The organism is Paenibacillus sp. MMO-177, assembly GCF_037147795.1.
Taxonomy (GTDB): domain Bacteria; phylum Bacillota; class Bacilli; order Paenibacillales; family Paenibacillaceae; genus Pristimantibacillus.
This window is the reverse complement of sequence record NZ_JBBCUR010000005.1, coordinates 123809-136615: the sequence shown is the minus strand read 5'-3', so window position 1 is coordinate 136615 and position 12807 is coordinate 123809. Positions and strand designations below refer to the sequence as shown.

At 51.5% G+C, this 12807-nt stretch carries 9 protein-coding genes; 8 read left to right on the top strand and 1 reads right to left on the bottom strand.

Annotated elements, in window-relative coordinates:
- Positions 1-9 precede the first annotated feature (9 nt).
- Complete coding sequence (locus WFK81_RS18795; RefSeq protein WP_336787930.1) at positions 10-1353, top strand: LLM class flavin-dependent oxidoreductase; 1344 nt, start codon at positions 10-12, stop codon at positions 1351-1353.
- A gap of 270 nt (positions 1354-1623) precedes the next feature.
- Here the strand turns inward: WFK81_RS18795 and WFK81_RS18790 are convergent, their stop codons facing one another.
- The gene (locus WFK81_RS18790; protein WP_336787929.1) at positions 1624-2535 is read right to left on the bottom strand and encodes an SDR family oxidoreductase; all 912 of its coding nucleotides are present in this window, start codon (positions 2533-2535) and stop codon (positions 1624-1626) included.
- Between the two features lie 140 nt (positions 2536-2675).
- Here WFK81_RS18790 and WFK81_RS18785 point away from each other — a divergent pair, with 140 nt between their 5' ends.
- The 7 genes from WFK81_RS18785 to WFK81_RS18755 all read left to right on the top strand — a co-directional run bounded on the left by WFK81_RS18785 (position 2676) and on the right by WFK81_RS18755 (position 12800).
- The gene (locus WFK81_RS18785) at positions 2676-3635 is read left to right on the top strand and encodes a helix-turn-helix transcriptional regulator (RefSeq protein ID WP_336787928.1); all 960 of its coding nucleotides are present in this window, start codon (positions 2676-2678) and stop codon (positions 3633-3635) included.
- An 879-nt stretch (positions 3636-4514) separates the two neighbouring features.
- Complete coding sequence (gene pelF, locus WFK81_RS18780) at positions 4515-6266, top strand: GT4 family glycosyltransferase PelF (protein ID WP_336787927.1); 1752 nt, start codon at positions 4515-4517, stop codon at positions 6264-6266.
- Positions 6267-6290: 24 nt separating this feature from the next.
- Positions 6291-6710, top strand: coding sequence for a hypothetical protein (locus WFK81_RS18775; RefSeq protein WP_336787926.1), 420 nt, complete (start codon positions 6291-6293; stop codon positions 6708-6710).
- A complete protein-coding gene (locus WFK81_RS18770) occupies positions 6707-7951 on the top strand; it encodes a hypothetical protein (RefSeq protein ID WP_336787925.1) in 1245 nt (414 codons plus the stop codon). Before WFK81_RS18775 ends, WFK81_RS18770 begins: the two co-directional genes overlap by 4 nt.
- Complete coding sequence (locus tag WFK81_RS18765; protein ID WP_336787924.1) at positions 7948-9582, top strand: hypothetical protein; 1635 nt, start codon at positions 7948-7950, stop codon at positions 9580-9582. Before WFK81_RS18770 ends, WFK81_RS18765 begins: the two co-directional genes overlap by 4 nt.
- A gap of 54 nt (positions 9583-9636) precedes the next feature.
- Positions 9637-11631, top strand: a complete 1995-nt coding sequence (locus WFK81_RS18760) for a hypothetical protein (RefSeq protein WP_336787923.1) — start codon at positions 9637-9639, stop codon at positions 11629-11631.
- Positions 11628-12800 carry a carboxylate--amine ligase gene (locus WFK81_RS18755; RefSeq protein ID WP_336787922.1) on the top strand — a complete coding sequence of 391 codons (1173 nt, stop codon included), beginning with the start codon at positions 11628-11630 and terminating at the stop codon, positions 12798-12800. Before WFK81_RS18760 ends, WFK81_RS18755 begins: the two co-directional genes overlap by 4 nt.
- Positions 12801-12807: the final 7 nt, after the last annotated feature.

Sequence of the window (12807 nt, the reverse complement as noted above, 5' to 3'; positions counted from 1 at the left end):
GTGGTGAAGATGACGGCAAGACAAATGAAGCTTGGTGCTTTTATCATGCTGCCCGGACATCATGTGGCGAGCTGGAGACATCCGGATTCCGGAGCAGACCGTACTTTTGATTTGGCCTATTTGACGGAGATCGCCAAGACGGCGGAGAGGGCCAAGTTTGATATGATCTTTTTCGCGGACGGCTTTGGCTCCAATCTGAATGAGCATTCCGGCTCCGCGCTTAAGCTGGATCCGGTTATTCTGATCTCCGCGCTTGCAGCCGTAACGGAGAAGATCGGATTAGCCGCAACCTTAACGACCACTTACAACGAACCTTTCCATGTCGCGCGCAAGTTTGGTTCGATCAACCACTTGTCGGGCGGCCGCGCAGCCTGGAATGTCGTAACCTCCGCGAATGACAAGGAATCGTTCCTGTTTGGCAAGGATAAGCATCTGGAGCATGCGAGCCGGTACGAGCGGGCCGAGGAATTTGTTGAGCTTGTCCAAAAGCTGTGGCAATCCATTGAGGCGGATGCGCTTATTATCAATAAGGAAGAGGGACGCTTCTTAGATGTTGATAAAGTGCATCCTGTCGACCATGACGGAAAATGGTTCAAAGTAACGGGTACGCTCGATAATCCGGCTAGCCCGCATGGCAACCCGGTTATCGTGCAAGCCGGCTCATCCGAGTCCGGCAAGGAGCTGGCGGCCAAGACGGCCGAGGTTATATTTACGGCTTGGCAGACGCTGGAGGAGGCGCAAGCTTTCTATCGGGACGTGAAGGGACGGCTGGCCAAATACGGACGGGAAAGGGATGAGCTGAAAATTATGCCGGGCGTCTTCATTACGGTCGCCAAGACCGAAGAGGAAGCGCTGGCGAAGCAAAAGGAGCTGAACAGCTATATTCTGCCGGAGGTAGGTCTGGCTTATCTGTCGGGCTTCACCAATATCGATTTATCCGGTTACGATGTGGATGAGCCGCTGCCGGATATCAGCTCGATTGAAGACAAGACCAATCCGCGCATCCGGTACAATATTATCCGGGATATTGCAAGGCGCGAAAATTTAGCTTCGATCCGAGCCGTGTACGAACGGATAGCCGGCGCCCGCGGACACCGCGAAATCGTCGGAACGCCTGTGCAAATTGCCGATCAGCTGGAGGAATGGTTCCTGAATGAGGGAGCGGACGGCTTCAATATTATGTCGCCGCATTTCCCTGGCGGATTCGAAGATATTATCGAGCTTGTCGTTCCCGAGCTGCAGCGGCGTGGACTTTTCCGTACCGAATACGAGAGCAGCACGCTGCGCGGGAATCTGGGTCTGCCGCTTCCCGGGACGAGGGCAGAGAAGGATAAAGCGGCAGTTAGCCGCTAAGCGGCGTGAAAGTCCTCACCGTCCGAGGTTAAGATCCCTAAGGGACCTTAACCCGCCTCGCCCGGGCCAAAAGAAATCCCTTAAGGTCCCTGAGGGACTTTAAGGGTCCGCGAAAAGCCCGGCATCGCCTTATACAGGGCAGAATTCACTAGTTTAAGGTCCCTTAGGGACCTTAACCCGTCTCGTCCGGGTAAAAAGAAAGCCCTTAAGGTCCCTGAGGGACTTTAAGGGGCTGCAAAAAGCCCGTCATAGCCGTATTTTTCGTTTCTATTATCTGTAACCGGTAGTATCCGCCGGCTTGCCCGCCTCGATAACTTCAACCAAATAAGGCATGCAATTAGGCTGTGAGCCGTCCACATCCGTGAAACCATACACCTGAGCAAGCTGGCCGCTAGACAGGGATTGTCCATTCCAGCGGCTTACTTCCGGGTCTCCCGCAAGAGCAGCGACGGCACGTCCAACATAGCGGGTTGATTCGGAAATAATAAAATGGGGTTCTTCGGCTGCGGCATCCCGCCAGTTCTCTTCCGTAACTTTAAAAATCTCCAGCATGAGTTCGGAACGAAGCCAGCCGGGCGTCAAGGAAACAGCCGTGCATTCGTGGGGCTTCACTTCTTGAGCCAGCGCCCAAGCCATGCGATTGATGGAGTTTTTAACCAAATCGTAATACATCGACAATCTGTAATGATCCCGATTGTACTCGGCAGTTCCGTCCGTCATCTCGACAATCAGCCCGTTCTTGTTCTTAATGAGGAGTGGGAGAACGAAATGGCTCGTAATCAGATGGGTGTCAATAGCGAGCCTTAGCATACGCAGCCCCTTCTCCAGCGAATGCTCCCATACCGGAATATTCCATTCTACGAGATTTTCGCCGCCCCATATATCGTTGACCAGAATATCAAGCCGTCCTTGTTCCTGCTCAATGCGATTCGCCAGAGCCTGCACTTGTTCGGGGACCAGATGATCCACCTGTACGGCAATTCCTTGCCCGCCTGCTTTCGTAACAAGCTCCGCCGTTTCCTCAATCGTTTCCGGGCGGTTGTATTCGGATACTTGACCCCGCGTCGTGCGCCCCGTGACATACACCGTTGCGCCTGCCGCTCCCAGTTCAATCGCAATGCCGCGTCCGGCTCCCCGCGTTCCTCCTGCTACCAGAGCGATTTTTCCATGTAAAGGTTTCATATTGGCTGCCTCCTAAAAAGAATGGTAAAGCAATGCTTGCTTCGTAAGCATTTACTTATTGGTTGATTCTGTGATCATTGTAAACTATAATGACGACATCTTTTGTCATATATAAAATAAACGAGCGAAGGTGGATAGCAATGAGGGCAGACCGTCTGCTTAGTATTATGATTTTGCTCCAGAATCATGAAATAATGACGACCAGGGAGCTTGCCAAAAGACTCGAGGTTTCGGACCGGACAATCCTTCGCGACATGGATGCGCTTAGCCTTTCCGGCATACCGGTGGTTGCCGACCGTGGGAAAACGGGCGGATGGAGGCTGATGGACCATTTCCGGAGTTACTTAAGCGGTCTGAAGCTGGAGGACACGAAGGCCTTGTTTATTCTTCCCGCCGAACAAATGCTGAAGGATCTAGGCGTCGAGTTAAAGGGACTCGATATCCGTCAGAAGCTGCTGGCCTCCTTGCCCGACTCCTCCAAGAGCGAAGCTTTGCATTATATGGAGAAAATCTATATGGATACGGGAACGTGGAAGCCAGCCGCGGACAAGAATAATGCTTTGTTAACGATTCAAAAAGCGTTATGGGAGGATGCCAGGCTCAACATGGTTTATCGGAAAGCCGATGGAACCAGCTCGGAAAGAACGGTAAGTCCTTTGGGGCTGGTGGCCAAGGGCAGCTCCTGGTATTTGGTTGCCATGAATGAAGACGGAGATTTACGGAGCTTCAGGGTATCGAGGATTACGAGGGCGGAAGCTACGGAGGAGTTATTTACCCGGCCTGCCGAATTTGACCTCGCCGAATACTGGAAGCAAAGCAAGCTGGATTTTGCCGGATCGCTTCCTACGTTTGAGGTGAAGGTTCTTGTGCATCCATCGATTATCGGACGTCTTACCTTCACGGACCGGTTTGTAGAGAAGGTCGACACGGCTTCACCTGCCGTAGACGGGAAGGTTCCGGTAACGCTACGCTTTAATACGGAGCAGGAAGCCATGGAATATGTCCTTGGCTTTGGAGGCGCCATTAAGTTGGTGCAGCCGGAATATTTGATCGAACAAGTCGTAAAACAAGCGAAAGCCGTCATTTCCTTATACGAATAGAAAAAAGCAACCAATATGATTTGGTTGCTTTTTTTGGTGCGCCACGCAGGCGGCAAGCGTGGACGATAACACATATTTTTCCTGAATCTGCTTCATACTGAATCAGACAAACGAGAAAAGGACAAAAGATGGAAGGTGAAAGGATTGACTGTCTTTGTATACAGCTTGGTTGCTTGGATCGTTATTGCCTTGTTCGCCTTGCTTCCGAAAATTGCCTGTAACGGAAAACTTGTGTGTTTTTTCTTGCATCAGCATCCTCATGACGTCCACATTTACCACTAATCAATTTGAAATGGTTCGTATTCAGCGACATCGGGTTACGTTGCTGACGCGCTCATCAAAAACACGATCACGGGCAAAGTCGGAGATAAGCAGCCGGCAAATTTGGGGAAAGCGGAATGGAAATCGGTCTATTAGCAATTAATAGAAGGAAACTCTATATAAAAAAATAGCATATCACTCCTGCACGGCTATTTTTTGATTGCTTAGGAAGTTATGCGAACTAGGGATTAGCTATAATGAAATTTTCTTGGATGAAGAACCGCCATCGTTGCCTTTAACTTTTCGAATATACTAGTCATGAGTAGGGTCCTTTCTTGGTGACTTCGCAATCCCGAGAATACCCTACTTTTTTTGATATAGTAGACCACAATTGTTGGTACATAGACTACAAGCTTGCAAATAAAGCCGATAAAGCTAAAAAGCTAGTGTACGAGATCGGAAATTGTACAGCTTATATTTTTTTAATAGTAGAATTATGCAAATTGCCCAACGATTAAATAATTCATTGTCTTAAAATTCCAATACCTCTATAATGGGTCTATAGATCTAGTTGCACGGTGATAGCGATACTTTATACCTAAAAGGTTAGTGAGAACCATGAACGATAAAATGAAAGTGCTGTTGACCACAGAAGGCACGTACCCTTTTCATCAGGGCGGAGTAAGCACTTGGTGCGACATTCTGATCAACAAGCTTGAGCCTGTCGAATATGTTGTATACAGCGTCATCATGAACCCCTTCGTCACACAGAAGTTTAGGCTGCCGGAGGGGGCGTCATTGTACAGCGTGCCGCTGTGGGGGACGGAAGAGCCCAGCGAGCATCTGTCGACGCCTTTTCCGCACATTTATATGATGAAGAAGCAGACGGGAGAGAAGGAAATCCGTGAGCATTTCCTGCCGCTGTTTCGGGAACTGGTCGACGAGATTATTACCGAGGTGAAGAACCCGCATCGATTCGCCGACACGCTGCTAAACTTATATCTCTATTTCCAAACTTACGAATATAAGTCTACCTTCAAACACGAGATCGTCTGGGAAGAATATAAGAGGATCATCCTTGCAGCGGCCGCGGACCAGACAACGGGATTCAGCCAGCCGGATATTTATGGCCTTGTCCAGAGCTTGGGATGGTTATACCGTTTTTTTAATATTGTCAATACGCCGGTGCCTGAGGTTCACGTCACTCACTCGTCGGCTGCTGCCTTCTGCGGTATCCCGTGCGTCATCTCGAAGAAGCTGAACAAGACACCGTTTCTGCTAACCGAGCACGGCATTTATTTGAGAGAGCAGTATTTGTCCTTGTCGAAAAGAGGCTATTCGTCGTTTCTTAGCAAGTTTCTCATTCGGATGGTGCATTCCGTCACGAGCCTGAACTACACGTTTGCCGATCAGATATCCCCGGTGTGCCAGTACAACATGCGCTGGGAGAATCAATTTGGCGTCTCCAACCGGCGTATCGACGTTATATATAACGGGATCGACAAGAATGTGTTTACCGAAGCGCCGCCGCGTCAGCCAGGGCCGCCTACAATGGTAATGGTAGCTAGAATCGATCCAATCAAGGATATTATGACCTTCATTCGGGCTGCGAGAATTGTGCTGAATAAGCAGCCTGATGCGAAATTTGTCGTATACGGCTCCGTAAGCGTACAGTCCTATTATGAGGAATGTCTCGAGCTGAAGGAACAGCTCGAGATGGGAGATTCGTTTATCTTCGCAGGCCATGCGACGCAAATGACGGCTGCCTATCACAGCGGAGATATAATCGTAGTATCGAGCGTCTCCGAGGCGTTCCCGTATTCAATCATAGAGGCGATGATGACGGGAAAGCCGGTTGTCGCTACCGATGTCGGAGGTATCAAGGAGGCGCTTGGGGAGACCGGACAAATCGTTGAGCCCCGTAATCCCGAGGCGCTCGCAGAAGGCATTATGACTTACCTGAGAAATCCCGAGCTCCGCATTGAGATCGGCAAAGAAGCACGCGAGCGGGCCCTTAATTATTTTACGCTGGACCGTGTGCTGGAGCTTCATCTGAAGAGCTATATCAAGCTTGCGTCACGCGCTATTGAGCGTACGCCTGCCGCCGCGTCGGGCGAGGCGCAGCCGATTTGGCCCGAGAAGCAGCAGCTGCTTGCTATCGAGAAGGCAAGTGCGCTTGCCAAGGCTGGACAATCGAGAGAAGCGATCACTCAGTACCGTGAGGCGCTTAAAGCGCTGCCGAACTCGGTACGGGTTCCTTATATACTGACAGAAGTCGCTAATCTTTATAACAAGATCGGGGAATATGACAAAGCGATGCTGGAGTTGGCCCGCTGCGAGGCTTATATCAGCACTCAGTTGACCGGATAATCGCACGAAAAGGAGGTACTGCCCATGAAGATCAGACGGAGATCGCTTCGCGGTTATGCAATTGCTGATGTTCAGCTCACCGTAGATCGTTTGAACCAGCAGCATGCCGAGCGTTTGATCGGGCTCGAGGAAGAGCTGGCTTTGCTGAAGCTGGATAATAAGCGTCTTCGCGCGGAAATCGAGCAGGCTGTCTTGCAGGACAATACTAAATCTAAAACGGCCATGCCACCGCATGAGGAGGCAGCCTCGGAAGAGTTGGTCCTTACGCATAAGGACCGTACCAAGGCAATTGTTGATGCGATGTATCGGCTGCAAGCGCTGCAGGAGCAGCAGGAACGGGAAATTGCCGAAAAGAACGGAAAACGAACCGCACTGCTTTCGCAAATCGAACAGAGAATTAAGGCGGCATTTGATGAGTTCCGGGGAGGGGAGGAATCGAAATGAGCAAATGGAGGAAAGAGCTGCCGAAGGCATGGTTCGGTTGGAACATGGGAGATACCGAAGACTACCTGAGGAGGCTCGTTGCCCTTCAGAATCGAGAGGCGGATGAGCTGGAAGCGGCGATTAGACAAGATAGAAGGCTGAATCAAGAGCTTCGCCTTGAGCTTGAGCTGCTGGGCGGGCATAATCCCGTCCCGGTACCTTCCGATGACGATCATTATACCGCCATGTTTATCGAGCGCCTCGACCGTTCGGTTGCTGCGGTGCGGTTGCAAGGCGATAAAGAGCTTGCAAGCATCGAGCTGATGATTAAAGAAAAGGAGGAGGAACATGTCCGGAGGCTGGTGGAGATGGATGAGCAGTTTGCCGAATATGAGGAGACGCTCGAACGTCTGCTTCAAGAGGCAGCGGACTGGATGAAGAGGCTAAAGGCAAAAATCCCCGGCGAAGAGGCGGACAACCTAGTCGAGAAGCTTCGCTCCGAGCTGCAGAAGCCGGTTGAGGCGGAGGAAGGGGAAGAAATCAGCGGCTCTCCCTCCATGGCTCGATCTTACATATCCGTCAAGCATGAGGCGGAACAGAAATTCAGTGAGGCTGTTTATGAGTCTATCCGCAGCGCGAAAGTCATCCAGTTCCGTCTCCATTCGATCTTGGCGACGGTGGAAGCTGCCGCTTCTTTGAACGAGGCGCAAGCTCCGCAAATGACGGCAGTTAATCAGGATCAGCCGACGTCTTCGCCGCCGCAAATGCCTCGTATTGTGACGCGTAAAGTCAACCCGCCAACCCCAAGCGAATCTTCGGCATTCTGGGGCGATCTGGACCCTTACCTGGAACCGGAAAATATTTTCGAGCATGTACAGCCACAAATATACACACCTGCGATGCAGCCGGCCGATCCTGAAGAAGCATTAAACGTCAGTTCACATGTCGCTGCTGCTTCAGCAAGGGGGCAGCTAGAGGCCGGTGACGTCCCCGTTAAGACTCCGACAGCGGAAGAATCGCTTCGCGTTCAAGAGAACGAGCTTGAAAGCCCGGCGCTTGCGCAGGATATACGATTCGTCCAGCAGCGGTATATCGTCGGCAAAATCGCGGGAGAAAGCTTGTATGACGAGGCTGGCAAACTGGTCGTAGCAAAAGGCGAGACGATCACGTTTGATATCGTGCAAAGAGCCGAGAAAGCCGGCAAAATGCCGGATTTAATCGTTCATATGATTATTCCCGGTTTCGGAGCGGATGTCCAATGAATGTTATAACAATCGCATCAAGACGCAAAACCGGTATCGGCGGAATCGATCCTACTGATAGAACCGAAAGGTTGGAGCAACTGGTCGAAAGCATTACCAGCAAGAACATGATGCCTGAAGATCGCTATGAAATCGCCGCCATGCTGGAGTCGATGGGCTGGAATGACGATCGTGCTTCGGAAGTGTTCGGTGTGGCAGATGTTTTCGAGCTTGCTTCGGAAGTTTGGGAGACAATCCGTCAGAAGGTCATCACGACGGCATTCGTAATCAATGAAGAGACCGGGGCAGTCAAAACATTCTACGAGCTGTTTAAAAGCTTTTTGCGCGGTCTGATCTTTGCTTTGCCTATGGCGATCTCGGTTATATCGATGTTGACGCTGAAGTTCTCGTTTTGGTCTTACGAGAATTTATCGGTGGAGTTGGCAACTTGTATCGCAATCGGAACGATTCTCAGCTTCGTCGTTGTCGGCGGCTACACGCAGGCGATTGCTAGGCGTGGATTCTTCTATATTTTGCAAGGTTATTTCAACATGGCGCGAAAGGTAACGTTCCAGTTTATCCGGTACGGCTATCTGACCTGCTTGGCGGTCTCGGCACTTATTTACGTATTTAATTTATTATTCAATATTTTCCCAACAGGTATGTTTTTGATTATCGCGCTTTACTTCTTTTTTCTAAATTCCATCTGGCTGTCCGTTACGGTCATGTATATCTTAAGGCGGGAGCTGACGTTCACCGGTCTGATTATTTCCGGTATCGCGATCGTCTATGTCATGTTCCGGGTGTTGAAGTGGGATATTATTTTTTCCCAGCTTGTCTCGATCTGCATCGTATCAATCGTCGGCATGGTGCTTGTGCTCTATTATTTCAAGCAAGCTGAGAGGCGGGAAGAGAAGGGGATCGCACCAAGAATGACGCGCCTGTCTATTTCGGTTTACTCGATCATGCCTTATTTCACGTACGGAATGTTGTATTTTGCCTTTCTGTTCATCGACCGCGTCATGGCCTGGTCGGCCAATGATATTTACATGCCTTATTTTATTTGGTTCCGCGGCGAATATGAGCTTGGTCTCGACTTCGCGCTCCTGGCGCTTATGCTTCCGCTTGGCGTGTGCGAAGTCATCGTGAACAAGTTGATGATGGAGATGGAGGCGAGCTACAAGCGCTATTGGGGATTCGAAGCAGAGAAAATGAATCGCCGCTTCCTAAACATTTATCACAAGGCTATCTTCATCATCTCGATTGTATCTGCACTCAGCGCTGTACTTATGTATTACATGATAGGCGTTTTCAATCAACTCTATTTGAATGCTAGAGGAAAACCGCTTATAGCGTCGGACACTACCATGTTTGTCTTCATTATCGCATTGGCCGCCTACGCCTTGCTTGCCGTCGGTCTGATGAACGCAGTTACGTTGTTCTCGCTATCGCAGCCGAAATTTGTCAATCGGGCCATTATTCCGGCATTCGGCACCAATCTCGTCGTTGGTTTTCTGCTCAGCAGATGGGTGGATCACTCCTATGCCGTCTTTGGTCTGCTCGCCGGAGCGGTTGTGTTCTTGGTGTTAAGTCTCAGGTCGGTGCGGACGGTGCTGCGCAAGCTGGATTATTATTTGTACGCGATGTCGTAAGCAAACAACTGGTGCGCTCGCCCGAGTTTGGCTTAAGAAAGGAGCGTGAGTGTCATGGATTATTGGTCTCCGGCGAATCATCTGTATGCCATACTGCACTACGCGTTCGCAATCGTATTGCTGTATGTTTGGTGGCCGAAGTTCTTTTTCCCGGCAAATTCGGATGACCGGCTGGAGGCGAGAATCGCAACCGCCTTGAAATCTGCCTGTCTTTACATCCTGTTGGGTTATGTGCTGGTCGTTCTGCAGTTATACGAGGTTATGTCGGTCTCCTTTATTCTGCTGCTTCTTTCTACCTGGCGATATTGGCGCAAAGGCTCAACCGAAACACGGACAGAGAAGGTGAGCGCGATATCCGTCGCCTTCTACGGGCTGCTGGAGACCGGGTTTCTTCTGCGGAATCGCTGGCAGCAGATGAGAGGCAAGCTGACGATGCCTTTTAAGCAGATTAAGCTCAAAACCGTCGTCGGCGAAGAATGGCTTTCCGTCATTCTGCTCGCCGTTGTATTAATGGCAAGCGCTTATGTCCGTTTCTACGATGCGGTGAAATACGCGGCGCCAGCGCTCTCCGACGGTTCAGTGACGCTGGCCTGGATGAAATATATCAATAATCGGATCTTGTTCCATGACGGCATCTATCCGCAAGGATTTCATATTACATTGTCGCTGATCAGCAAATTCGCCGCGATCGATCCGCTTTATATTCTTAAGTATTCCGGGCCGCTTATCGGCGTGTTAACCGCTGCCGGCTTCTATTTCGTCCTATCGAGGCTCACCGGCAGCAAGGTGGCGGGTATTGCTTCCGCAGCTTTCTACGGTATGGGCGGCATATTTTTGTTCGGCGGAGACTGGGAACGCCAGGCGGCGACGAACTCACAGGAGTTTGCCTACCTGTTCGTCTTTCCGTCGCTGTATTTTATGCTCAGGTACTTGGAAAAGGGACAACGCTCCGCACTCTGGGCCGGTTCAGCCGGGCTTACCGTAGCTGGTCTAGCGCATACGGTCGGTTACGCTTATGCGGGGATGGGCCTTGCGGTTCTGCTGATCGCATCCGCTATGACGCCGTCGGCACGATCCTGGAAGAGAATAATCGTCGCCAGCGCAGCCGGCCTAGCTACAGTGATTGTCTCCTACGCTCCGATCCAAATTGCGATCTGGTCGGGCGTATCGCTTAATTCGAGCGCCGAAGAATTCCTGCTGGATACAACCGAGGTCGTCATTCCTGGGCTGAAGATGCTCGATTGGGTCGGACTTGGTTCAATCGGACTTACCGCGCTAAGTGCGCTAATCGGCTTTCGGGACAACCGTCGAAGGATGGCGGAATGGTTCGCGGTGGGGATGGGAACAGCTTCGTTCCTGTTGTACTATATCGTCCCGTATGTAACGAAGAGCACCGTGCTTGCGGTGAGGACGCAAAGCTTGTGGGGACTGGGCATATCATTCGTTATCGGTTTCGCATGGTGGTCGCTTTGGCGGCATGTCCGCTTGTTCCGTAGCAGACAGCTGCTTGAACGGGCCGCTGCCGGCGGAGTGGCTGTGGCCTTCGCCGTCTATGTCCATCTTTCCCCGATTGTCACCTACAAGATGGAGTGGGACAGCGTATTCAGACAATATTTGAGGATTGCCGGTATGTATGCACCGGGCACCTGGACGATTTTCTCGCAGGAAGAAGGCTATTCCCTCATTTACGGCAAAGGCTGGCACCAATATATCCGCACGCTCGTCACGGAATACGATCCGACCGGTACGCCTATTACGCGCAACGGACAAGATGAATACGATCCGGATACAACAAGCCATTTGTACATTATCGAAGAGAAGCAGGTGTATAAAGTGTCCAAGTCGCTCTCCATTTACGATAAGCTGCAGCAGGAACGCTATGTCAAGCATGAGGAGGACCAGATGCTGCTGAAGGAATGGCTTGCGAAGTATACCGCGGTTCACGGCAAGCCGCAGATCTTCTATGAGGATGAGCATATTCGCATATGGTATCTGGAGCGACCCGAGGCGAGCGATAAAGAGAACCGCAGAATATGGGGGGGATCATGATGAAGCCTGTTCTGGTGACAGACGCGCTGCTGCGCAAATCCCTCGCGGCAGTCAGATCGATTGGCCGGAAGGGGATACCCGTTTATGCGGCGGAAGCGACCCGATTGACCCCGGCCGGCTTTTCGCGCTACTGCACCGGGTCATTGCGCAGTCCCGCACCCGCCAGCGAGCCCGAAGCGTTCGCGGAGTGGCTGATTGAAACAGCGGGCCGGTTCAAAGGATTAGTACTGCTGCCCATGGATGATGCTTCGGTCAGCGTAACGCTTGATCACGCAGCCGCATTGGAGCAAAGAGACTGCCGGTTCCTGATTGCCGAAAGAGAGTCGTTTGATCTTGCATCCGACAAGTATGAAACGACTCGTCTCGCGCAATCTCTCGGTATGGATTGCCCGGGAACCTGGCTGCCTGCGGGCACAGAGGAGCTTCCGGCAATTGCCGCGGAAGCCGGCTTCCCGCTCGTCGTGAAGCCAAGATCAAGCTCCGGCTCCCGCGGCATCCGAATTGTCCATAATCTCGCCGATCTGCAGCAAGCTTTTGGACATGCGGCAGAAGGGGCTAAGCTGCCGATGATTCAGCAGTATATTCCGCCGGGCGAGCGGTTCGATGCCGCGCTGTTGTTCGATACGGAAGGCCGGCTGACGGCTTCCTTCGTACAAAAGGAGCTGCGCCATTATCCGGCGGATATTGGTCCTAGCACGGTTCAAGAGAGCGTCTGGATGCCTGAACTCGCGGAGGCGGCAGAGACGCTGCTGCGCAAGCTGAACTGGCGCGGCATCGCGGAAGTAGAGTGGATGAGAGACCCTCGTGACGGACGATTAAAGCTAATGGAAATCAATCCGAGATATTGGAATTCTCTGCACCTGGCTATACAGTCGGGGATTGATTTCCCATCCATGCATTACCGACTCATTCTGGGCGAGCGCGTTCATCCGGTAAGTACATATGCGGTCGGTCAGATGGCGCGGAATTTGCTGCCGGGCGATCTTCTCCATGCGATGTCAACACGCCGGCTCCGCTCGCTGAATCCGCCGCTGATTGGCACAGCCGGCCGGCCGGTTGAGGACGATATTTTATCCTGGCAGGACCCGATGGCAACGGTCGGCTTCGCAGCCGCCTGTGCCAGATATGCATTCGATATACAAATGTGGAAGGCGCTGTTTAGCCGTTAGGAGGAAA

What these genes read in the sequence shown, in the direction of transcription:
- WFK81_RS18755 (WP_336787922.1), top strand. Translation starts at nt 11,628, where the DNA reads ATGATGAAGCCTGTTCTGGTGACAGACGCGCTGCTGCGCAAATCCCTC.
- WFK81_RS18790 (WP_336787929.1), bottom strand. Translation starts at nt 2,535, where the DNA reads ATGAAACCTTTACATGGAAAAATCGCTCTGGTAGCAGGAGGAACGCGG.
- WFK81_RS18760 (WP_336787923.1), top strand. Translation starts at nt 9,637, where the DNA reads ATGGATTATTGGTCTCCGGCGAATCATCTGTATGCCATACTGCACTAC.
- WFK81_RS18770 (WP_336787925.1), top strand. Translation starts at nt 6,707, where the DNA reads ATGAGCAAATGGAGGAAAGAGCTGCCGAAGGCATGGTTCGGTTGGAAC.
- WFK81_RS18795 (WP_336787930.1), top strand. Translation starts at nt 10, where the DNA reads ATGACGGCAAGACAAATGAAGCTTGGTGCTTTTATCATGCTGCCCGGA.
- pelF (WP_336787927.1), top strand. Translation starts at nt 4,515, where the DNA reads ATGAACGATAAAATGAAAGTGCTGTTGACCACAGAAGGCACGTACCCT.
- WFK81_RS18775 (WP_336787926.1), top strand. Translation starts at nt 6,291, where the DNA reads ATGAAGATCAGACGGAGATCGCTTCGCGGTTATGCAATTGCTGATGTT.
- WFK81_RS18765 (WP_336787924.1), top strand. Translation starts at nt 7,948, where the DNA reads ATGAATGTTATAACAATCGCATCAAGACGCAAAACCGGTATCGGCGGA.
- WFK81_RS18785 (WP_336787928.1), top strand. Translation starts at nt 2,676, where the DNA reads ATGAGGGCAGACCGTCTGCTTAGTATTATGATTTTGCTCCAGAATCAT.